This is a genomic window from Pseudomonas sp. WPR_5_2 (assembly GCF_003634475.1).
Lineage (GTDB): Bacteria > Pseudomonadota > Gammaproteobacteria > Pseudomonadales > Pseudomonadaceae > Aquipseudomonas > Aquipseudomonas izuensis.
This window is the reverse complement of the sequence record NZ_RBLA01000006.1, coordinates 539659-563748: the sequence shown is the minus strand read 5'-3', so window position 1 is coordinate 563748 and position 24090 is coordinate 539659. Positions and strand designations below refer to the sequence as shown.

Annotated in this window: 16 protein-coding genes and 2 pseudogenes; 6 read left to right on the top strand and 12 right to left on the bottom strand. The window is 50.3% G+C overall.

The features are described 5' to 3' along the window. Positions 1–301: 301 nt before the first annotated feature. The 7 genes and pseudogenes from arsJ to BJ917_RS23720 form a co-directional block, all read right to left on the bottom strand. The gene (arsJ, locus tag BJ917_RS23755) at positions 302–1516 is read right to left on the bottom strand and encodes an organoarsenical effux MFS transporter ArsJ (RefSeq protein ID WP_121104855.1); all 1215 of its coding nucleotides are present in this window, start codon (positions 1514–1516) and stop codon (positions 302–304) included. A 9-nt stretch (positions 1517–1525) separates the two neighbouring features. Then, the gene (locus tag BJ917_RS23750; RefSeq protein ID WP_121104854.1) at positions 1526–2530 is read right to left on the bottom strand and encodes an ArsJ-associated glyceraldehyde-3-phosphate dehydrogenase; all 1005 of its coding nucleotides are present in this window, start codon (positions 2528–2530) and stop codon (positions 1526–1528) included. Positions 2531–2649: 119 nt separating this feature from the next. Next, complete coding sequence (locus BJ917_RS23745; RefSeq protein ID WP_121104851.1) at positions 2650–3006, bottom strand: metalloregulator ArsR/SmtB family transcription factor; 357 nt, start codon at positions 3004–3006, stop codon at positions 2650–2652. Between the two features lie 8 nt (positions 3007–3014). After that, positions 3015–3295, bottom strand: a pseudogene (locus tag BJ917_RS32410) (hypothetical protein). A 1410-nt stretch (positions 3296–4705) separates the two neighbouring features. Continuing rightward, positions 4706–5296, bottom strand: coding sequence for a hypothetical protein (locus BJ917_RS23730; protein WP_147432585.1), 591 nt, complete (start codon positions 5294–5296; stop codon positions 4706–4708). Positions 5297–5342: 46 nt separating this feature from the next. Continuing rightward, a complete protein-coding gene (locus tag BJ917_RS23725) occupies positions 5343–8597 on the bottom strand; it encodes a hypothetical protein (protein ID WP_147432584.1) in 3255 nt (1084 codons plus the stop codon). Further along, a complete protein-coding gene (locus BJ917_RS23720; RefSeq protein WP_121104845.1) occupies positions 8581–9927 on the bottom strand; it encodes a tyrosine-type recombinase/integrase in 1347 nt (448 codons plus the stop codon). Before BJ917_RS23720 ends, BJ917_RS23725 begins: the two co-directional genes overlap by 17 nt. Positions 9928–10254: 327 nt before the next feature. Here BJ917_RS23720 and BJ917_RS32405 point away from each other — a divergent pair. Then, a pseudogene (locus tag BJ917_RS32405) lies at positions 10255–10514 on the top strand (deoxyribonuclease I); the annotation flags it as partial. A 216-nt stretch (positions 10515–10730) separates the two neighbouring features. Here the strand turns inward: BJ917_RS32405 and BJ917_RS23710 are convergent. The 4 genes from BJ917_RS23710 to BJ917_RS23695 form a co-directional block, all read right to left on the bottom strand. After that, positions 10731–11051: a hypothetical protein gene (locus BJ917_RS23710; protein ID WP_121104843.1), complete on the bottom strand. Its 321-nt coding sequence runs from the start codon at positions 11049–11051 to the stop codon at positions 10731–10733. A gap of 50 nt (positions 11052–11101) precedes the next feature. Next, positions 11102–12145: a hypothetical protein gene (locus BJ917_RS23705; RefSeq protein ID WP_121104841.1), complete on the bottom strand. Its 1044-nt coding sequence runs from the start codon at positions 12143–12145 to the stop codon at positions 11102–11104. Positions 12146–12494: 349 nt separating this feature from the next. Continuing rightward, positions 12495–14960, bottom strand: coding sequence for a DEAD/DEAH box helicase (locus BJ917_RS23700; protein ID WP_121104839.1), 2466 nt, complete (start codon positions 14958–14960; stop codon positions 12495–12497). Position 14961: 1 nt separating this feature from the next. Next, complete coding sequence (locus BJ917_RS23695; RefSeq protein ID WP_121104837.1) at positions 14962–15762, bottom strand: hypothetical protein; 801 nt, start codon at positions 15760–15762, stop codon at positions 14962–14964. Positions 15763–16813: 1051 nt separating this feature from the next. Between BJ917_RS23695 and BJ917_RS23685 the strand changes: the two genes are divergently transcribed. Next, positions 16814–17683, top strand: coding sequence for a hypothetical protein (locus BJ917_RS23685; protein ID WP_121104835.1), 870 nt, complete (start codon positions 16814–16816; stop codon positions 17681–17683). Between the two features lie 414 nt (positions 17684–18097). Here BJ917_RS23685 and BJ917_RS23680 read toward each other — a convergent pair whose 3' ends face one another. Continuing rightward, positions 18098–18538, bottom strand: coding sequence for a CBS domain-containing protein (locus BJ917_RS23680; RefSeq protein ID WP_121104833.1), 441 nt, complete (start codon positions 18536–18538; stop codon positions 18098–18100). Between the two features lie 1940 nt (positions 18539–20478). Here BJ917_RS23680 and BJ917_RS23670 point away from each other — a divergent pair. From BJ917_RS23670 to BJ917_RS23655, 4 genes are read left to right on the top strand one after another with little or no spacing between them, the layout of a single operon-like run. Next, complete coding sequence (locus tag BJ917_RS23670; protein WP_121104829.1) at positions 20479–21333, top strand: MurR/RpiR family transcriptional regulator; 855 nt, start codon at positions 20479–20481, stop codon at positions 21331–21333. A 2-nt stretch (positions 21334–21335) separates the two neighbouring features. After that, entirely contained in the window at positions 21336–21980 is a 645-nt protein-coding gene (locus tag BJ917_RS23665; RefSeq protein WP_121104827.1) for an isochorismatase family cysteine hydrolase, read from the top strand. After that, a complete protein-coding gene (locus BJ917_RS23660) occupies positions 21977–23332 on the top strand; it encodes a glutamine synthetase family protein (RefSeq protein ID WP_111286234.1) in 1356 nt (451 codons plus the stop codon). The genes BJ917_RS23665 and BJ917_RS23660 overlap by 4 nt, the downstream gene beginning before the upstream one ends. Then, complete coding sequence (locus tag BJ917_RS23655; RefSeq protein WP_121104825.1) at positions 23316–24068, top strand: N-formylglutamate amidohydrolase; 753 nt, start codon at positions 23316–23318, stop codon at positions 24066–24068. The genes BJ917_RS23660 and BJ917_RS23655 overlap by 17 nt, the downstream gene beginning before the upstream one ends. The last annotated feature ends 22 nt before the right edge of the window (positions 24069–24090 follow it).

Genomic DNA, 24090 nt, shown 5'->3' with positions numbered 1-24090 from the left:
CTTCAACCACTTGCGCCGTCGATCTCTCGTCAGCGGGAGGCGAATTCTACAGCGTTACTCGCTGCTGTCAACACCTCTTTTTCAACTTCCTTTCGGCTCCGATGACCTGAAGCAACCCACTGTCGAAAAACTGCGTAACTCATTGTTTACCAAGGAGTTTTCCGTTTCGACTGCGCCGGAAGTGGGGCGAATTATAGGCTTCCAGAATCTGCCGTCAAGCTCTAATTTGGCTGACCTATTAATTACGTGCAGAAAACCGGAAGCAATCCATTTCCTTCTATATAGAAGGAGTCAGCGATCGCTACACCGAATGCTTGGGCAGCCCGATGGAAATCAAGGCTGCGAGCAGCACGAATGCACTCGATATCCACAAGCATGCTTCCAGCCCATAGACCTGATAAACCCAACCAGACAACACCGTGCCGATGAGTCGTCCCATGGCGTTGGACATGTAGTAAAACCCCACATCCAGCGACACGCCGTCTTCCTTGGCATAGGACACGATCAGGTAGCTGTGCAGCGACGAATTCACCGCGAACAGCGCACCAAAGACCATCAGTCCACCGAGTAGCAATACCTGCTGGGACAGCCCGGTATCCAGACCGAGCGCAATGGCCGCAGGCAGCCCAGCCAAAGCCAACGCCCACAGAAACGCCGCACGACCGTCCGGTACATGCCCACGTTTCTTGCCGGTGATGCTGGGCGCGAAGGATTGCACGATGCCGTACCCAATCACCCAGGCTGCCAGAAAGCCGCCAACCTCCCAGAAATCCCAGCCGAACACGCTGCTCAGGTAAACCGGTAACGCCACCACAAACCAGACGTCGCGGGCGCCGAACAGAAACATCCGTGCCGCCGAAAGAATATTGATCGCCGGGCTCTTGGACAGGATGTCACGAAACTTTGGCTTGGCTTTCGCTTTACCCAGATCCTTCTTCAGCAGGATCAGGCTGCTGATCCAGATCAACGCCAGGACACCCGCCATGGCCAGCAAGGCGCCTTTGAAGCCGATCAATGCCAGCAACGCCCCGCCAAGAAAGAAGCCGACACCCTTGAGTGCATTCTTCGAGCCGGTGAGGATGGCCACCCACTGGTAGAGTTTGCCCTGTTGCCCATCGGGAACCAGAAGCTTGATAGAGCTTTTGGCACTCATCTTGTTCAGGTCTTTGGCAATTCCTGACAGCGCCTGAGCGCCCATCACCCAAGGGATGGTCAGTAAGGCCGAGGGCACTGTCAGCATCAGGAGCGCCGCGACCTGCATGCCCAGTCCGATGTTCATGGTCCGGTTCAGGCCCAACCGCGCGCCGAGATAACCACCCACCAGGTTGGTGATCACGCCAAAGAGTTCGTAGAACAGAAACAACGCCGCAATTTGAAGTGGACTGTAGCCCAAGGCGTGAAAGTGCAGCACCACCAACATGCGCAGAGCGCCGTCGGTGAGGGTGAAGGCCCAATAATTGCCGGTCACGAGCAGGTACTGTCGCACTTCGGGCGCGAGGGCTGACAACGCTTTCATGACCGCTCCTCAGACTGCCAGACCGACCATTTTGGCCAGTTCGACGGTACGGTTGGCATAGCCCCATTCGTTGTCGTACCAGGCATAGAGTTTGACCTGGGTGCCATTGATGACCATGGTCGACAGCGCATCAATGATCGATGAGCGCGGGTCGGTGCGGTAGTCGATGGACACCAGTGGACGCTCCTCGAAACCGAGGATGTCTTTCAGCTCGTTCTCGGAAGCGCCCTTGAGGAGTTGATTCACCTCCTCCACAGTGGTGGCTCGCTCGACCTCAAAGACACAGTCAGTCAGTGAAGCGTTGGCCAGCGGCACGCGTACAGCGTGACCATTCAGTCGCCCACGCAGCTCCGGGAAAATTTCGGCGATGGCAGTGGCCGAGCCGGTGCTGGTCGGAATCAGGCTCATGCCGGAAGCCCGCGCACGGCGCAGATCCTTGTGCGGCTGATCGAGGATGCTCTGGGTGTTGGTCAGGTCGTGAATAGTGGTGATGGAGCCGTGACGAATGCCCAGCTTCTCGTGGATCACCTTCACCACGGGCGCCAGACAGTTGGTGGTGCACGAAGCGGCGGTGACGATGCGATGTTCAGCTGGCTTGAACAGCTGATGGTTGACGCCCATGACGATGTTCAACGCGCCCTTTTCCTTCACCGGAGCGCAGACCACCACACGCTTGACGCCCTGATCCAGGTAGGCCTGCAACACCGCCACGGTTTTCATCTTGCCGCTGGCCTCGATCACCAGATCGCAACCCGACCAGTCGGTGTCGCCGATCGCCTTGTTCGCGGTCACCTTGATGCGCTTGCCGCCGATCACGACATGATCGCCCTCTGCGCTGGCGTCGCTGTGCCAACGACCGTGCACAGAATCGAAGTTGATCAGGTGTGCATGGGTGACCGCATCACCGGCCGGATCATTGATCTGCACGAATTCAAACTCTGGCCAGCTCCAGGCTGCTCGCAGAGCGAGGCGACCGATCCGACCGAAACCATTGATGCCAACTTTGATAGTCATGTTGTTGCGCTCTGTATCTGTTGTCGGAGGGAGTTCGACTGGGTGTCGAACTGGCTGATGTATTCGATATGGGCAGGATGTTGAATGGCGCGCGGAAGGAGGAATCAAACGATCTGGTTTCAACAGCAGGCAAGTGCCCGCTCAGGCCGATCACCCATTTCATCAAGGCGTTTTGCATCAGGACTTAACCAATGCTTGTTGTTATCGAGCACCGTAGTCAGCATTTGATGAACCCAGTCCGGCAGATTTGGATGCAGCCGGTAATAGACCCATTGGCCTTGCCGACGGTCAGACAACAGGCCGCAAGTCCGCAGTTGTGCGAGGTGCCTCGAGATTTTTGGCTGACTCTCGTTCAACGCGCAGGTCAACTCGCAAACACACAGTTCACCTTCACGGGTGATAAGCAGCATCGTGCGTACCCGAGTATCGTCAGCCAGGCATTTGAAAACAGTGGTCGGTATCAGATGGTCAGTCATATCGTTTCTCAGCGCTTGTTTTTGACCAAAACGAACAGCTTGATGCGCTCATGAATTTCGTGAAGGGCATAACGGAAGGCCTCGGATTGGTGCTGGTCACTGGGTCTTCAAAACTCCAGGCCAACGCCTCTACTGCTCCAGGTAACGAGAGGCAATCGGCTGCGGCCTTTTCACACAAGGTGATGACGTAATCGAAACGCTCACCACGAAATTCGTCTATCGACTTGCCGCGCAATCCTCCGCTACTCACACCGATATGTGAGAACGCCTTGTGAAGCTCAGCTCGCATATGGCCTTTCGAATATATGGTTTTCCATATATTAAGTAAAGGCGGTGGACATCGATCCGCGAGCGACTCTTATCGAAGCGAAGGGCGCAAGATGGTTTTTTTCGACAGGGAAGCTGACTCCTCAATCAGAACTGATTGAGGTTGCGTATCGTTGGTAAATCGAGAAAATCCACCCGCTATTGCACCCGCCCTGCCCCATGGACGCATAGCTGATAAATGATGAATGTTGGACGTAGCGAATAATATGGTGTCCCAGGGCAGGTTCGAACTCTTATCGGGACAGGACGCCCAAAAACAAAAATAAAATCCTTAGATTTCAATATCTTAGAATGCGCAGCTACTGATGCATTGGCCAATAGGACAGCCGAGATAGTCAGCAGCGCCGATACATTCGAGAATCGTGTCAAGCGCGGCCGATACCCCAAGCATTAGCATCTCCACGAAGAGGATCAGCCAGCCGTGATCCAAAGGTTCGCCAGGAAGGTGACAGCCATTTAGCAGGAAGCGGTATGGGGATCGGCACTCGCCCAGATCTTCGATAAGGACAGTAACTGATCAGAGGGGCGTCTGTAGCGGCAGTCGACTACCACTTGCCGGTGGGATCATGCGCAGGTGAGACCTTTGAACGATCCCTCGGAGGTATTGTTTGTGCCGGACGCTCAAGAATCGTGATCGGCGTTCGAGTCATAGCTTCCACTAGCGAAACTCAAATAGGTCAACCAAAAGGAAGGGGATTATGACTTTCAAAATGCCGCCAACCGGATCATCCTTACCAGATACTCCAGACAAACTGTTTCCGCGAACTTACCCGGCGAAAATTTCCTGATGTCCTCCCGCATCCGGCGCCAATGATGCATCCAAAGCGAAAATGGAAATCAAAAACCCAGGCATGGCGCTACAGCTACCCACAGGTAGCGGAAAGACCCTTGTAGGCCTTCTCATTGCGGAGTCGCGTAGATGCAGCGTTGGGGTGCGGCGGTACATCTGGTCGCGGAGGTGGAACGCCGCGCCTAAACAGCAGAACATGGCAGTTCGAACGTATGCAATACATGAGCAAACAACTGCACGTTGACAGTACGAATCTGAGTTGCATACATGCGTTTCATGAGGGAATAGACTGGCCTGCATAAATCGCTAGTTACTGCCCCTTCATGCAGTGCCTCAGCACTTAAATATCAAAATCATCGTTATGGTCATCCATTACCTTCAGCGTTCAAACCGCCAACGCAGCTTTTTGTATCCTTAGCCGGCCTGACTGTAATCCTTCGTCTTCAGTTAGCAAGCCCCCCACAGAAACAGCACCTTATATATTCTTGAAGGTACGCTCAATATGCCCCTTGTAGAATTTGTGATCACCGCATACATACCGACCTAGTCTAGCGGTTGCTTGAGCAGGTCGGGTTCGAGGAGCTATATGTTGCTAGCCCTCCAATTTAGAAATGCACCGATTTTTCGAGAGTCTAAAATCACTTTTCTAGCCCGTGAAACCTGCAGAATCTCTCCTCGCACCTCGTCAAAATTTACGTACCCTGTGCTTAACAACAACTCAAAAAAAGCATTTGCACAAAACGCCATCGAATCATATGCCGAAGATTCTTCCTGATTTACTGATGTGGATATCGCCCCAGATCTTGTCTTCATCGATTCCCGAAGGCTTTCAATAACATTGTTAAGCTCTGCTATTTTTGCCTCGTGCCTTCCGATAACCACATCTTTCATTCCCACGATACGATTAGCAACAGGATCCTTAAGCAATTTAACTACGTTGCTGCCCACACCTTGAACATCAAAAAAGTAATTATCAATTAAAACTCGATACGGCCCCTTTCTTCGAAGCAATGTTTCTGGCGTAAGGGGTTTTGGCTTTACAACCTCCCGCGCCCCTCGCTTCCAATCATCAAGTTCGAGAGAGCTAATGCGTTGAGCGATTAAGACGCACAACTCCGTCGGCTGCACGATCTTCGACTTGTATCCTTTAATAATCTTAAGCGCTTCTTCCACACGCTTAAATCGAAGAGAAACTTTATTCTTCTGCCACGGCCCGCAATTACTCATCCACTACTACCAATAAAGGTTCAAAAGAATCAAAAAGCTCAGCACTTTCTTGCTTATCCAAACGTTCGCACAATTGAGAGACTGTAATCCCACCGACCTTCATCATGGACTTAATATTATTAATCAAGCTACCTACCGGATCACCAACCCTGCTCTGGAAAAGATCAACCACACCACGCCGATTCCCCATGAGTGCAATACGCAACATATTAAACTTACTTCTCAAAACATCACTTTGCAGACTTGGATAGTTACCAGCCTGGTACAACCTTGAAAGCACGTACTTCATACAACCAACCGAAACCCTTTCTTCTGAGATTGACTTCATCAATACTTCTGGATGATACGATATAAATTTACCACCTCTTTCAGATAATTCTTTATGCTTGGTAATCAGGACATCTCTACTCCATGTCCAGGCCAATAGATCAGCTGTACAGATTTCTAGTCTTGCATCAATACGTTCTAGGTCGTGCTGATTTTCTGGACTTAGTGAGTCAGCCAATGAGTGAAGATCTCTAACCTCCTCGCTCAGATCAAAAATTTTTACGTCAATTGCCTCTAAATGATCTAGCCCTTTTACTGCAAATGCACACAGACCACAACGGTATTCAAGGCCTTCGAGTTTCATACTATCCGTGCACTGATTATTTCTTGCACATATGTGGGTAGCATGGAAAGCAAGCCCGCTGTGGCGATTTTGCCTGATCATCTCGATGCCGTCCGCTGCATGATCTCGGCGCATTGAAACCGTAATACAATTGAAATCCGCAAGCGCATCATTTGGTCGCTCATTCATCGCAATTCGAAAATTGGAGGCTGAAGAAATTGTGTCGATTGCTGTACCGTTCCAGATCGACTCTATCATTGGAGTCATTTTTGTTTTTATTTCTTGTATGCGCTCCTCGTTCATTGGTTTGTAATAGCGAACGGTCTCCTCAGTTTGCCCACTTTTGTAAAGACCGGTATCTCTATCTGACATATGGTCACACCATACGCGCACGGCACTAGACCGCGTGTGATGGGGCGTCATATCTGTAACAACTCTAACCCTACAATAAGGGGCATCTGCAAATATAACTTCCACCTTAGAAGCTATCACTTTCTCACCGTATGTGAACCCGTATGGCTTCATTTCATAAAAGCGTTTAACGAAACCATGCTGCGCAAAAAAAGATTGAAATACCACCAGAAAATTTTTATAGGTTTTTGAATAATTGGCATCGGTAAATGGCATTCCTGTATTGCAATCCCAAGAAAACAATGGCACAAGCATATCTTTCTTAGACTTCGAATTTCCATTGTAGTGCAATTCCCTATCAAAAACATCAGAACCTACATAACCTCTGATTCGCTTTTGATATTTCAGAGCCTCTAGGGTTTTAGAACTAATTACAGAATCGAAGCCATCAGCTTTTACCTTATCTGTACAGATCCAAATAATCTGAGCATCCTTCGACGAAACATCGCCCGACGCATACTTATCAAAATCGACACATAACCACTGAATGCTTTGATGTCTCGCACCACTATCTAACGCAGCAAGCAGATGCACAACCATATGAGGTGCAATAATTTTTATATATTGGCCACCAGATGGAAAAACCCAAGACCTAAAAAGCATGCTTGGAAATTCGGTAATGATATATTTTCGACCCCCAATATAAAAATCTTTTTTCCACCCCAAACTTACTGCCAACCCATATAAATAACTTATCGAAAAATCAACACCCCGCCCAATAAAAATTTCATTATTTATCAGCCTCACCGCCTCAAATAATCTATACAGATAATTTAGCGCTATCGGATACTCTGACTTTGTAAACGGTCGTTTGTCAGTTTCCTGGAGGCTGTTGGAGCTGGGCCGATCCATTTTGGTGAGCAAGTTACGAAACGCCATACCATCAGCAGTTGGCGGAGTCCGCTTCTCAACCCAATCGAAAAATTTATCAAGCTGCGAGATTGCTACATACGGAGTTGTTTTTTTGTCAACAGTGATTAGTTCCAAAAAATGCAGTAAAGACATCGGTGCGCCCGGAGACCTTTCGAGCTGCACAAAAAAAGCGTGATTAAAATCCTGTACCAAGGAGGGGTAACTAACTGGCGCCATATCACCATACATATTATACCAGCGAGGCAAATATCCAAATATATACATATTAAATAGTGTCACACCGGCGCTGCTTGACTTTAAATTTTCATAACGCTGAATTTCAAAATACTTTTTTTGAAGACCAATCCACAGTGACAAAGTACTATCAACTTTCGCAGCACGAGGAACTGCATCTGATTCGCAGATAGAGTCAAACCGAAATTTATACTTATATGTTGTTTTACACCACTCAATAAGTTGCCCCTCATCAAGAATGCCTCTTTCATCAATTCTTTGGACTTCTTGCGTATCACGATGCTTGATGCTTACGTCACTCTTAAGACGTAAATCATTGAGTCGACCTACAAATTGCAAGTAGGTGAACTTCACTCTACCTTGATAGTAGTGACAAACGTACTCCATGATGGCTTTGACAGGTATTTCACCCACCCCTTTCCGCCCCAAATAATAGTACTCCCTGTGAACATCAATTATAGAATCGAAATTAATCTCCTCCGGCGTGCGCGCACCAATGATAAAAAACAATCTAGTCCCATACTGCGCTACTCTCTCACATATTTTTTTATCAACTCCCTGCCAAAACTCGCTTTTTTCATTTTTATAACGAGCCGATATACAGAACCACATCAACTCTGGATAAAGTGTAAAACCGTAATCGATTAGAGTCTTGTTTGCGCCAATAGGATTACGCATCTGGAGCGCCTTAAAATCCGCTGGAAGCAGGATTTTTCCAGCCTTAAATAATAAGACCAGCACAAGCCATAATCCGCGCCGTAACGCCACACCTCCCGACTGCCGATAATCCCCATGACATTCACCCAATAAACATTCCAAATTAACATTAGATCTTTCTTGACTCGACCCATTTACATATCTGAAGCATTCCAGAATCCATTCCAGGCCGAAAACTCGCTGATGCACATCAACAGCCAGAAAAAAGAATTTTTTCATATAAAACTGGCATGTTGACTTATCAGCCGTAATAGACTCATAGCTTGATGGCGACCGCACATCAACGGTTCGTTCTGAATACTCAACCGCTTCCTTGATGCAACTTTTAATTGCCATATGTAGTAATTCGGGATCATTTTCATGGATGATTGGTTGATGCGTGTAATTAATCAAAATCAACACTCCCCCAAAACTCCATTACTTGGTATGCCTTTGTTGCTTCTTTTTGAAGCTTCAAAATATCGGTATGGTTATATACAGCCGTCACTTCAGTATTTGAGTGACCAATCACCTCGCATGTTAGATCCACTCCTAAACCTGACGAACCATCCTCTGCGGGATGGTCATTGCAGACATAGGTGACCCAAGCATGCCTTAGAGCATGTATGTGTTGTGATGACGCTTGATCGCCAGTTTGAAAATTCCTTTTGAACGTTTTTCGGATTGCTGATCGACAAGTTAAGCATAACGGCTTTCCCTTGCTATCTCCCTTAAGAGCGGAGAACACAAAATCATGAGTAACGAATTTTCCATCAGATCGAAATAATGGAAAATCTGACGAATTCAATAGCTCCTCGTACGAACACCAAAAGAGCTCGGCATAGGGTTCAACCATAAAAACGACATTATTTTTTCTTCCTTTAAAAACTAAGGAGTTAACCTCTATAGCGGTTAGACCCATTCTGTAATATTCTTCTTTTCGCCCTTTAGGGTTTTCGACTCTTACCTCTCTTTTAATCGGATCAATATCAGCCCTTAGTATCTGCAACGCCTCCGACACCCGCATCCCACTCGCAACCAAAAGATAATACAAACACCTATCCCTAAGACTCAACACACAACGAATCAGCGGAATCAAGTCTAGATAAATCAAGCTCGTACTTTGGTAATTCCAATAGGTTTGTTGACTGTAAAAAGTCTGTAAATAACCTCGCTTCACCAACCCTATACCACCGGCGATACAACCTGCCATCGCTGACTGTCTATTTATCCTACGAAGATTATTGTCACTTTTGTTCTCCGCATACTGCAGCCTAGGAAACGCACCTGTATTCCAGCTTCGTACCCCTACATCTGACCCTAGATAAGATAGAGCTTTGGAATCAAAGTAACGTTCTGATACGGTGAAAAATTCCGTCAATGCAGCTAAATATGCATTGATGGTTCCATCCTTAACTCGCTTCCACTGAAGGGTTTCAACCACATGAACCACATTGGGATCTGTTGACATCGCCCCATTCCGTAAGGCATCTATATAATATTCAAACAGCTCTTCATGACTGACTAGTCTTGGATCATTCCTCAATAGATAGTTTGTCATCTCCACGAAGAAATCTAAATATTTCGCCACATGCCTGATATATGCGCGAACAGTGTTACTGGGCCTTGCAGCCAATATCATCGCTCTTGCAAATATCTCTATTGCATTAACTAATTTATCATCCAATTTTACACGCAGACCCAAAGTACTTACGCTTAAAATTATCACTTCAAAAAATGCAAAATTTCTCATAGCTCACACTGTGTGTTTTTTTCAACGCTACAACGACTTTGCAACCGTTGTCAAAATAAAAAAGCCAGCAACACAACATATAAACATTAATGTCCGCCAACAATACCCATGCATTGCCAGCTAAATAAATACATTCAATTGACACAGGCGCGAGCATCTAAGGATTGCTATAAATTGACACATACTCAGCACAGCATAACGAGCGATACAAGACGCAAGTATTGACACATACTCATTGCAGGACAAAAACCACAAACCCAACATGCGAAACGCAATTGGTATAATGGATCCTCATCGCGTAATAAATTTCAGTACCGCACAGATATTGACCGTCGATGGACGCAAGGATACATGGCAGTTGGAGATGCGGTGGTTAGCGCCGTTCCAGTCAACCCTCCGCGGACACCAATCCAGCCATCCCTTCCGAGCGCAGCTGGAGTGGGTTCGATCCTTGGTAACCGGAAAGTCAGGTCTACCACCTCTCGATTGGGTGCCCTGGTTTTGGTCAGGTCTCCACGAAAAACCAAATAACTTTTGATTCTGAGGCTCAGGCGGCGGGATATCAAAAGGCAGGCAACTGCAAATAGCTGCTTCTCGTTGAAAGCCGGCCTCTCGACACTGAGGCCGTTTCCAATTAATACCGTTGGCCCGGCTCCATCGAGGTCATGGCCTTCGGGAGTGCGACTGATCCTCCGTGATCAGCAGAGGGGCCTGTGTGGTGGTTTGCTTATTGCTCTAAAGTCTTGCGCCGACACCCAGACCATTTCGGGATCGGCATCAATATTCTGACCAGGTTAACCCACTCAGAAGGGTATATCCCCCGGGTCTTCATTCGGGGTCAGAGGATTTGGATAAATTGAGCCTGGCGGCAACATGGCGGTCGAAGCATCAGCAGCGCCACCGTGCAGCAACTGCGGTGTAACGATTATGGATTGGTGAGTGTCGAAAACCTCAACTGCCTCCTCAGTTTGCTGCTGTGGAACAGTTGCCGCTTCAGTTTCCGCTAAAGCTGGCAGAGCATCCAAGCCTACGAATTGGTCAGCCATCATCATTTTGTAGTGGGGCATTTGCTCGGTTACTTTGAAGATTCTGAAGAAAATCTTCGTGTATCCAACACCTTCCAAGGCTCAGGTCATATAGAAATGCCCGTAAGGGTACGAAGGATTCGCAACGATCAATCTTCGCTCATGAACTTTTCATACGCATAAGCGTGGTAGGAGCATCGACCTTCGTTGACTTGATCTTCTTGCCCTAGCGGATCACCACAGTCTTCGCATTCGGTGTAATCGAGTTCGCAGCGGCACCATAGGCATGCCTGATCTAAGACGACGAAAGCTTCCCGATCACATTCGTGGCACCGTTCCAAAGTGGGTTCGTCGCCATCACGTGGATCGTAGGTATGCGATTTGCCTAGCGCTTCCAGCAACATAGGCGCGATCAGCTCTCGATGGCCACACTTTACGCACATTGCGAGGAATCGGTCGTCGTCGGATTCCACTGTGTCGCCAGCATCTACGTTTTCCGGAGCCGGCTTCAGAAGTGCCGAGGCGCATTCAGAGCATTTGCATGCCTCAAGCCACTCACTCATGCCATCAGGAATACCGGCTTCGGCCCAAGCCTCATCGCATTGCTCTTTAATGTCCGCGACAAAGTCGTGATGCAGCAGCATGATTTGCCACGCATCACCCAGAATGGCAGCAGGCTCCTCCTCAAGCTCGTCGTGGATGAAATCCCGCAGTATCGGAAATAATTCCGCTACAAAATCGGCGACTTCGCCAAGAGTATGTGCTGGATGAAGGTGCTCCAGATGGTTGCGGCAAGACTGAAGCTTGGATATGACGTCCCAATCGATCTCGATACCGAAAGCATCAAAGCGCTTCTTGATCGTTGCCACATCAATGGTCGTATCTTTGAAACGCGCAGCGGGTTGCCAAGTGACTCCACCATTACCATCTGGGTGCGGCAGAATTTCTGGAGGATTGAATATCAGGGCCGCCGCGTCGGCTGGATCAACAACGCCATTCGCGATTTTGTACTTGAAAAGCAGCAAAACCCCAGCAAAGAGGTTCCGGATTGAGGAGAGCGCTCTGGCCGGGTCGGGGCTCACGCCACCCTGGCTACGCTGGAAATCTTCTACACCAAGGCGAATCGAAGTGATGGCATTCTCGCGCAGCTTCGCTGCATCGAGAGTCGGTATGGCTTTCTGATTTTTAGCCACTTGGGAAATCCTTGTCGATGATGGTTATCTGATTCTGAGTAGTAAGCCAGCTTCCACCAGTATCTTCCAGACCCGTTCTTTGACAGGGCCTATTCCGCCGCCCGCGAGTCGATCAGTCGCAGGTTTTGTAAGCAGACAGCCAACACACCGACCGAACTCCCGCATTAAGGGCGATCGTATCCACGGAAGCCATGTCTTGGCTTTGCAGGGTGGGATAGTTGACTTCACCAGATAGATACGAGGGATTCACCGGCCCCTTACCCGCAAATTAACCGCGAGTAGCAACCGGCGATGAACCGCTTGGTAGGCTTTTCTGAGCAACCTACCAGCCGTTCACTAGGAGTTTCGGTCAGGCTGGCTTGAGGTTCATTTTGGCCTCAAATATCAGCAGATCGCTCTCCCCATTCACGACCATCATGTTGACGAGACGAGGGCTCACTTCGACTTCGCCGCCGAGTGTTGTCCGCACAATTTCGGGGTATCTCTCAAGCATTAGATCTGCAAGGCCATGACTGTAGCCATCTCGGATCAGCTTGATCTTGGTGTCATCAGCTGTACCGTATTTGATGAGTTTGTAGAACCCCGGATCCAGGGCGCCTAGGCCGTTCAAGACCTCGACGAATTTGAAGATCTTGTTGTCGAAGAAATCGTCCTCGTCCTTGAGGCGGACAATCGCCAGGTTGATCCGCTCGGCGTCGTCCTTCTGGGAAATCCTTACCCAATTCTCGAATTTGCTATCGCCATAGGTCGTGTCTCCCCACTTGCCCACAAACACGTGGTCACTACGGTTTTGCTCGACCAGCTTCTTCCAGTAATCGAGCGTAAACCGGATGGTCTGCTTCACACTGTATTTCTTCAGCTTCCAGTCCAGGATCATGGCGTAGAAATTCCGCGCTGGCTCCTGCTTAAGTCGCAGCAGATCGCTGTACTCTCGGCTTTCGTCAAAGTACTCGACGAAAGACTTCCAGATGGCAACCATCAGCCTGTCGACGGTATTGATGACACCGTTCGCCTCAACGCTCCGCTTGATAATGCTGTCGATGGCCTCTTCCTGCTCGAACACATCGATTTCACTGACGCTATTCGCGATGAGGAGCTTGCCTACCTCAGTCGTGACGTACTTACACTCGCGATCTCGAACCACACCAGGGTGTAGGTTTTCCAGGCGCTCAACGGCGTCGTCATAGAGATCTGACACCTTCCCATCGATGATCTTGGTTGCCTCCAGCAGAACGTTGCTGACGGTGTCTTTAACTACTTTGGAGACGTTGACTGATTTATCGTAGAAATTTTCAAGAGCTGCATTCTCGCGAGTGTAGCCATTAACGCCCAAGAGATAGATGCTGGACTCCAGCTTTCTCAACGCAGCCTCAGCGCCAGGAGCGAACACCTCACTGAACCGGTTGACGCGTCCCACCAAATTTTTGAACTGAGATGGCGTCAGTTTTTTCTTCCCTTTGAAAAAATCAAAGACGAAAAGCCGTTCAATCGGTAGGTTCACCCCTTCCAGAAGCGTGGAGTTGCAGACCAGAAACCTCATCTGCTTGGAGCTGCTGAACAGGCTCTCGAGGTACAGGCGGATGGTGTCAGGAATCGAACCATGGTGGTACATGACCCCTTTGCGCAGACAACCGATCAGCTTGTAGCGCCGATCGAAAAGCTCTTCGAGCTCGTCGCAGGCCGTTTGGATCAACGGGCAATCCACGGACGGCAGTACTGCTGATAGCTCGACTGCGAATGACTCAATGCTTTTCTTCCTATTGCCGTAAACGATGTTTTTGGACAATGCTTCGCCCTTGATGAGTTCGAAGCAGTTGGCGTACTTCCTATCGAACTCCATCCAGTCATTCAGGAAATGGTCATAGAGCTTGAGCTTTGTCTGGCCCTTCCCCGCCCTAAAATCCTTGATGTAGAAACGTTCAGACTTGATGTACTCGTCGATCTTGAATCCGCTCGGGATCATGTCCAGGAAGCGGACACGAACATTGAGCTCATCGCACAGGAAGGGGGTCAGGAACTTGAACGACGTCTCCGGGTTACGAGCCCCCAGGATGCACAGCATGGCAGCGAGTAACTCACTTCTGCGGTCGCTCTGCAGCAGGTTGTGGGCTTCGTCGACGAAGACCATATCGAAGTTCAACCCGGCGTTCTCGTTCAGGAGCCTGTTGAGCCGCTCCTGAGTCAGGACAAACGCCCTGTTATTCCGCTCCACCGAATACATCTCGGGATGGGTCACTACCTTACCCAGCCCCTCAATGTCTGCGTAGATCAACCGCTTCTTCGTCTGGGCCAGCAGGGCCTTCGAGGGCACGAGGATCAGTATCCGCTGCTCCGGATTTTCCTTCACCGATTGGATGATGAGCTCAGATTTTCCGTAGCTGGTCGGAGCAACCACGACTGAGGATTTACGGTACTCCGACTGAACAAATGTCCGCAGGGCGTCCTGTTGCTCAGTCAGCACAATGCCTTGGTCGCGGAAGGTGTCGACGTAGCTGCCCACGATGTTCTGGATGAACGATTCGCTCCGAGGATCATCTTGGGAAAAATGGCTGCTGATCACAGCTGAGATGGGGTGCAGGCCGCTGTTGAGCGCTACATCGTACAGTGCCTGATATTGGCCAGATGCGTTACCGTAGAACAGGATGATGCGGTAGCCCAGACGTCGGATCTCGGGCGTCTTGTGATTTAAGAGCAGCACCGCGATGGCCAGAAGCTTGACGATTTCCGAGTTCCCCAGCTCATCTCCCTTAAGAAGCTGAAAATACAGACCCTTAAATTTGGTGTTGGCCAGCTTCCTGATAGTCAACTCTTCCATGTTAGTGCCCCGCTTCCGTTTTCAAAAACGCTTCCAGCTTTTCCATGGTTCCTTTGTGAAGGGACAGCACCCACACCGTCTTGAACACCGAGTCCTTCACCAGCTTAGTGGTGAATTTGGACACCGTCTGCTCGGCGACTGATTGGGAGACATCACTGAACAGGGCAGCTATGAGAAACACATTGTTGTCCGAAGCTGTGGCGCCATTTCCTTCGGCCAAGTCACCTTCGAGCTCCAAAATCTCAATGACAGAGTCTCGGTACTTGGCCTTGTTGTGGATGGCATTTCGAGCGGCATTGATCGCGTTGAGCCAGTGGTTTAGCTCCGGCTCTGCCAAGCGCTTCTTGAGATCGTCACGAGCCAGGCGCAACAGCGCGCTGGTGGCCGAACAAGAGGTCTTGTCCGCCCCTCTGCCGCCTGACTTGACCTCGGTGATCCAAACGTTGTTCGTTGAGGTCTCGTACAGGAGGAGATCGAATCCCTTCCGGATGCTCTTTTCTTCCATGTTGAAGAACGGCGAGACGACGTCAAAGTCGGGGAAGAGCTTCAGAATGATGACGTGGGACAGAAGTTCGCCCAGCATGCCGATCCGGGTTTCCCAGGGTTTCCTGGAGTAGCGCTCGTTCCAGAAATGCTTGATCGTCGCAGGGTATTTGTAGATCGCCCTGTCCTTGCTGGCCTGATCAGCACCATGGCAGATCCGTGTGAGGTTCTCCCTCAGCGCGAGCTTGAGCTCATCAGAAAAATTCTCGACACAACACAGGGCATATTGGTCTACCTGCTTGAAGCTGACGCCGTCCATAACACTTCCTACAAGAGCCAAACCGCCGAATCCTCATGCGGTTACTACGCGCGATCGATGTCCCGCCCTGAGTCAGGGTAGGTACCAGTTGGGCAGAGACAGGCGTATGCCAAGGTGGATCAAGAGATGCACGATAGCGGCACCGTGCCAGCTTAACCGCAAATTATCGTGATCGAGGGGACAGGTAAACAAAAATTGGAGTGAATTTCGGTGTAACTTGTCGGATGCAGTTAACTTGAAGCTGGCAACTGAACTGAGACCATCGCTGAGTCAATGACAATCCCTACTTCACCTCTGATTACGCTTGAATACCACCAAGACCAGAGGCCTCGCGAGAGCCTGAACTGAATATGAATATGAATATGAATATGAATTACGTTGAGCTGATTCAGAATCAAGCCAACATGTATTCGCATCAAAACCAAAGGAAACACCTGACTGACCCAACCGAAAATCGCTCTCAAGGGTGGCACGCCACTAAAGCTCGCTCAGACTGAAGCGGGATACGAACTGGTAACGCTAAACTCGAAAGGCTCAGTCACGGATTCACCTGCTAATGCGAGCTCCCCACCTCCAAACCTCTGACTCAATATGATTGTTATGATCTCAACACAATCAATGTGCAAGCCGTGCGCTGTCATGTAGACGAATTAAAGCCGACCTCTGGCGCCCCACGTGAGGACGCTCGATTTCGAGCAGCTTTGCTGGAATTGAGAGAAGCTTTGGTGGCGCGTAGTGCTTCATGTCGGTTGAGCACACATCCGGTTTGTCCCTATACAGCATTCACTTAAGTGCAGACTTGGCGGTAGAAGCACTTGACTCCTTACGGAAATATACATTGCGTAAGAAATGTGAGCGTCCCCCTTTGAAAGAACCTTCGCTATCCCTACGATTATTCAATACAGCACCTCACTCCATTTTGTATGGATGTAGACCGAACGATATCAATATGGCATCATTCGCAGCTCTCACCATAGATTACTATCTGCCTAACCGCAGACAATTACAAAAACCGAATTCCCACCTCTAAAAAAACACATGGAGATGTAAATTGGATCCAGAATCAAATGTTCAGCCAATTAAATCGAAGGAGACGATTACTAAAGAGGAAGCCTACCTCCGCGAACAAAAACTTGCTATTGAGAGCATAAAAGTTGGAAAAGAGTGTCCAACTGGCTGTATCGTAAAAAAAATATATGCACGCGGCGACGAACATGTAATTTACGAAATAGACTCAATCAATTCAATCGAATCAATTCGCGTATACATACACACAAAGATAGAAGATGATATAACACCACTCGAAAACTTTCAAAAAGTGAAAGATCGATTTGACAAAACAAAATCCTCCATATTCAAATACAGCGCAAATTCTTCATACAAACAACGCGCCGCCTCCGCACTTGTCACCGCAATCATGGGTAATGTTGACGAGGCAAATAAAATATTCGACAACATTGAAAGCGATGCAAAAGCAGACTTTCAACAACGAGTTTATGGAAGAATTTTTTACTTATTAGGTGCAATGGTTCTAGGGACTTTAGTTTGTATCTCCGCACTACTAGCACACATATGGAGGGGGGCAGAGTTTTTCACCAACAATAATATCCTGCTACATTTTTTGTACGCGGCAGCTTATGCCTCTGCTGGAGGTTTTTTCTCCGTATCACTTAAAGCCAAGGATGTTTGGGCACAGCAAGCAATTAACAATTGGATGTACGCCATTTATGGTGCCGAACGGCTCATTATTTCAGCCATCGCAGGCGTAATAACCTACACCACCATCAAATCAGGCTTGATATTCTCGTTTATTGAAACCAGTGATTCCGCAGCCTATCTGATGCTCTCCATTTGCTTCCTTTCTGGTTTCAGTGAGTCTCTAATTCCCAACTACATGGGTAAATTAGAGAAAGAAGCCTGAATGACTTACGCGGGTGATGAGTCGTACAAGCCACACTGCATAAAGAGCAGATTGGCCATATCACCCGCAACACATTACACCCCCTAAACAATATTGTTCGCACCCTTCAGCCTTTGCCAACCACACTTAGTCTGAGTCTAATCCTAGGGCTTCTAGTCGTAACCAGTGAAAGTGCTTTTGCACACTTTCAGATTCTTAAAGCCGTTGTAAAATACGCGTCCGGTTATCCCACATTGATTGTGACCTTTACCTCTCCCATCCCCGCATCCGATTCAGAGCATGTGGACACGCGGACAACGTCACGCTGCGCTATGCCTTTGGCCATATCAAATGCTCCTTGATTGATACCTGCCCAACGGGCATCACATGTGAGAACTTAAAGTTCCAGGAGCCGTCAGCAGCAGTCTAGGTCACCTAATGTCCTCGAATATAGTGTTCCAGTTGTCGGATCAGGTCGGCCTGCTCGACGATGGCTTCTTTCACCAGATCACCAATCGACAAAAGACCAATCAGTTGGTCACCTTCCAATACCGGTAAATGGCGCAGATGCCTGTCGGTCATGACCGCCATGCAGCGCTCGATACTCTGCTGACTGTCTGCCGTCACGACGGGCGCACTCATGATGGCCCGGACTGGAGTACCGACCGAAGATCGCCCCTGTAGAACGACCTTGCGCGCATAGTCGCGTTCGCTGATAACGCCAACTACCTGGCCTTCCTCTATTACGGGCAAAGCACCTACGTTCTTTTCAGCCATCATCTTCAGCGCTTCATACACCATCTGATCTGGCGCAATGCTATGTACCTGCTGGTTTTGCATGACCTTCAGTTTCAGCAATTGTGCGGCTGTTTTCATGGACGGCTCCGAGGATAATTACGGATAAAAACGCAAAAAAAAAACGCCTGAAACCATTCGGTTCCAGGCGCCTTTGCCTGTTCTTTTGCAGTGTTAAAGCCAGTCTTCCCTGCCGATGCACCAATGCCCCCATGTCCTGTTCGGCCATTCGATCATCGTTGACCGAGGGGGCTGTCCTGAGGAATACGCTCCAGGTGAATCTGATGTGAGTCTTGCAGCCTTTGTGCCAGTCGGCAGCAGAGAGACTTCATCCTGTGTGCAAGTCCAGACTCCCGAGTTGGAGGTGATTGTCACGGCGACGGCGATCCAATCGAGTTTCTGCGCAGTGGGCAGACGCTCCGATAATGCGAATTGCCGAGGCCAACAAATCGAGTAGCTTGAGCTAATGGATGCGAAAGTCTATTGCACCGCTTCCGACTGGTGCACATTGTTAAGCACAGAGCTTCACAACAGTGCATGTCCTGGTTGACTCCATCGCTTGGTTTTCTGATTGCTGGTTTCCAATCGACAAGACGTTGATCGCATCTCCTGCTGCTACGCTAAAGCACCTACTCATGATTACTTTGCTCGCTGACGAACCAATGCTCACCGAGTGGGCTTAAGCCGTCTATAGCGCCTGGCTCACAATCAGTTTTCGCCTACAAGTGCGACCCGGTAAACCACGCTGCCGCAGCCAGTCTCGTGAGCCCGCTGTGAAGCTATATGCTGATTGCCTACGTGGTTGCCGGGCAGAAAAAACGAAGCCCCGGAGGTTCGCGGCTCCAGGGCTTCTATTTTCGCCTCCATCCCTTCATGGTTTGGCGAACGTGGCCAGGACATTACCAGCGTCGTTTTGATATTTCACTACGACTTTGGATAAATGTGTTCGATCAGCGAGCCGGGCCCATTGTCCCGAAGAAGCGACCTCTCCATTTACGTCACCCCGCAGCTTAGCTATGGGCATGCGATGACTCGCACACAATGATTTGAACACAACCTACCCCTCCCTCCTCCCGCGAAGTATCTGTCCTCACGCAGAGAATCATTGCGCCTTGTCATAAATTGTCTCAGCTCAGTCCTGCATAATTGTTGAAATCATGGAGTCATACCGGTACTCCTAAAGCACCAGTTTCAGCAGGGAACGCACCATGCATTCAAGATTCAGGGTCATCGAAACAACCAGACTGGACGATGGCATCAAGCAATATCGGGTTGTAGATCTCGTCGAGGGAGGCTCTGCTAGCAAGCACGGTGTGTTCAAGGCCAGGGTCGAGGCAGAGGCTGTCTGTTCGCTCCTAAATGCCAAGCTTCCTCGTCAGAGTGGCGTAGGTCGTGCGTCCCTAAGCCTATGATCCATTCGTTTCTGAACGCCGAGCGCCGATGGCTTTGTAGGACTGCTGAATGCTTATAGCGCAGTCATGGATTCCCGTTTCGAAAGTACGTTTTGAAGGCGTTCGTGGTTAGCTCGATGACACTCATCCTCGGTTTCTTCCCCGGCCTGATAGATCGTCTTTAGTCGTGAGCTTCGTACAGAACGCTACGAGCTGTTGCCCTCCGCCACAGGCGACAATCGGCCAAAAGCTGCCGGTCGCGCATTTCAATTCCTAGCCAATAGCCATACCTATTTCCAAACTGCATAAGATGACTGGATGCCGGGTATTCATAAGCCCATGGCAGGCATCAACTCGCGATTTCTCTTTCCATTTGCTCCCTTGCGCTAAAGCTATCGGCCATCGCCAGTCGCGCACGCCAGCTATCCCAGGCCGGGAGGTCAGTGACCTGCTTGTCTCTATAAGCGCCGGGATCGAAACGCGCCGCAGCGCCCTATCCAAGCGATTTTTTACTGCTGTAGTGAATACGACAAGCGGATCAGAAAACACTAGACATGTTTGATACGCTACATATAGGATTAATTCAGCTGGTTCTGTAATAAAAACAACAGCGCTTCAAAAGGCAATTCAATGACGAATTTACGTGAAAAAATTACCGATGCCGCTCTGAAGCCAACCCCTTCGGAACGCAAGGTAATCCGTGTTTTGCTTGATCAGTATCCACGAAGTGGACTGGGCTCGATGGCCCGCCTGGCGGAACAGGCCGGTGTCAGCGACCCGACCATCATGCGCTTGGTGAAGAAGCTTGGATTTGCCGGTTACCCTGACTTTCAGGAAGCCTTGCTTAGTGAGATGGATCAGCGACTACGCTCGCCCATCACCTTGCTTCAGCCCCGCGCTCACCATAGTCAGGACGATGCCTGGACTCTCTACCTGCAGGACAGCGGCCGTACACTTCAAGAAACTCAAGCATTGACCCAGCCTGAAGATGTACGCGTCCTTGTCGATTGGATTCTTGACAGTCGCCATCAGATTTATTGCTTCGGCGGTCGACTCAGCAGCTTTCTCGCCGGCTATCTGGTCAGTCATTTGCGCTTGTTGCGTCCAGGCTGTCATACGCTGGAAGACAACGCTCAGCTTCCCGATCGGATGTATGACATTCAGCGGCAGGATGTCGTACTGCTTTTCGACTATCGCCGCTACCAGACCCAGGCACTTCGCGTCGCCACGGCAGCCAAGGCGCGCAACGCCCGCATTGTTCTGTTCACCGATGTCTATGTATCCCCCCTGCGCGAGTTGGCCGACTTGATCATCAGTGCTCCGGTCGAATCGGTATCCGCCTTCGACACGCTGGTTCCGGCCCTCGCCCAAGTCGAAGCTTTGATCGCCACCCTGACTCAACGCAGCTCCAACCTCAATGATCGCCTGGAAGCCATCGATTCGCTGCGCGCCGGATTCGCCGCTCATCTCCTGGAGGAAAAATAATAATGTTCAGCCTTCCCCATAACTCTCCGCGTGATTTGCCTTTCAGCCAGGGTCACACGGCGCTGCTGCTGGTCGATATGCAACGTGCCTGGCTTGACCCTCAGCTTGATCCGCATCTGCAAGGGCCGCAGGCGGAGTATTTCCTGACTCGAACCAAGGCTCAGGTGATACCCAACCAGATCAAGCTACTCAACGCAGTGCGTGGCGCCCGGCAAAATGTGCTGCACACCATCATCGAGAGCCTGACCGCCGATGGTCGTGACCGCTCACTGGATCACAAGTTGTCGGATATGCATTTGCCCAAGGGCAGCTACGAGGCCGGTATCATTGATGAGCTCGCGATCTCTGAAAACGAAATCGTCCTGCCCAAGACCTCTTCTGGCGTTTTCAACTCGACCAACATCGACTATGTGCTGCGCAATCTTGAGACCCGCCACCTGATCATCGCCGGGATCGTTACTGACCAATGTGTGGACATGGCAGTTCGCGACGCAGCCGATCGGGGCTATCTGGTCACTCTGGTCGAAGATGCTTGCGCTACCTACACCGCAGCAAGGCATCAGGCCTGTCTGGAGGCGATCAAGGGTTACTGCTGGATCACCGATACCCAGACTGTCATCGACCGTTTGCAGGAGATGGGAGCATGAGCCTGTCCAGTGAAAGCAAAAATCCTGTCGCACCAACGGCCATGACAACGATTGTCACGACAGACCTGGTTGGCATCACTCGCGGACGCTCGTTTCCCACTGACGAACTGGAGAGCTATCAAGTCGCCGGGTGTGGCTGGGTTCCCGCCAATAGCGCCTTGACGCCTCAGGGTCTGGTTGCGGCGGATAACCCATGGGGATCCTTTGGCGACCTGCGCCTGATTCCGGACATGAGTAGCCGTGTACGCGTACCTAATGGCCCCGACGCCAATGCGCCAGGCCTGGATTTTATCCACGCCGATATCTGTGAAACTGACGGTCAGCCCTGGGCGGCCTGTCCGCGTACGTTGTTGCGCAACGAAATCCAGCGCTATCGCGACGATTTGGGACTTGAGGTCACGGCAGCGTTCGAACATGAGTTCAACCTGGGCTACCTGGATACGGCGAACTCGCACCACGCCTTTTCTCTAGCAGCCCAGCATCACGCGGCGTCATTCGGAGGCTGGTTGCTCAGCGCCCTGAGAGCCGCCGGGGTTGAGCCGGAAATGTTTTTGCCGGAATACGGCAAGGCGCAGTATGAAGTCACCTGCCGTCCCATCCAGGGCGTCGCCGCTGCCGACAGAGCCGTGAACGTGCGGGAAATCACCCGCGAAATCGCCCGGCAGATGGGCCTGGAAATCAGTTTCGCGCCCAAACTCCAACCCGATGGCGTGAGTAACGGTGTGCATCTGCATATCAGTTTGCAGGATCAGGCGGGACACCCCGTTATGTATAGCGCGCAGGAGAGCAATGGCCTTTCGGCATTGGGTCGGCACTGGGCAGCGGGTGTTCTGAAATATCTGCCGGCACTTTGTGCGTTCAGTGCGCCAACCCCCATTTCCTATCTGCGCTTGAAGCCTCATCACTGGAGTGCGGCATATGCCAACCTTGGCCAGCGCAACCGTGAAGCTTCGCTGCGCATATGTCCGACCATCACCATCGGCAATCGCTCTCCGGCAAAGCAATACAACCTGGAATTTCGCCCACTCGACGCGACATCGTCGCCGCACTTGACCATGGCGACGGTACTGATGGCAGGCAGATTGGGTATCGAACATAAATTGGCTCTGGAGTCTTCGGCCGATGAAGCTCCGGACGATCTGAGCGAAGAGCAACGCCAGGCTCGAAACATTGTCGCCCTGCCCGGTTCCCTGAACGATGCATTGGCCAGTTTGCGTGATAGCAAGGAGCTGATCGAGCAAATGCCGAAGTTACTGCTCGATGCTTACTTTGCCGTGAAGGCAGAAGAGCTTAAGTCGACAGAGAATATGAGCCCAGTTGAGCTGTGTGAACACTATGCGCGCCTTTACTGAAACGCCGGAATGGGGCCTGTACGACAAGCCAGTCTATTCAGTTAGCCGGGAAAACGCCGAACACCCGGTCATACTGGTCTGTGAACATGCCAGTGCGTACATTCCAGCCGAATTGGCTGATTTGGGACTGAGCGATAAAGAAGCCAAGGAACACATCGCATGGGATATCGGTGCATTGGCGCTGGCCGAAAGCTTGTCGCAGGCGCTCAACGCAACCTTGATCTGCGCCAACTACTCAAGGCTTCTGATAGACCTTAATCGACCGCTCGAAGCGCCCGATAGCATTCCCGTTCGCAGTGAGATTTACGAGGTGCTGGGCAATCAACAACTCGATGAAAAGACACGACAGTATCGACAAGCATGTTTGTTCGAGCCTTTTCATCGAAAGTTGAGCGAACTGATCGACGCCCGATTGGCAGCGGGTCGCGAAGTGCGGGTGGTTGGCGTCCACAGCTTCACGCCGGTCTATTACGGACAGCCACGGACGCTTGAAGTCGGCATTCTGTTTGACCGTGCCCATGCCTACGCGCAAACGTTGATTCATGGCCTAGCTGCGCACGACCTGAGGGTTGCCGGCAACCAACCCTACGAGATCAACGCATTTGAAGACATGACCGTACCTTTTCACGGCGATCGACGGGGCATTGACGCGGCACTCATTGAAGTACGCAACGATTTACTAAAAAAACCGGACGCTGTTCAGTCATGGTCGGACTATCTGGCTCCACTGCTGTAAAGGCTGTTGCTTGTTAAATCGG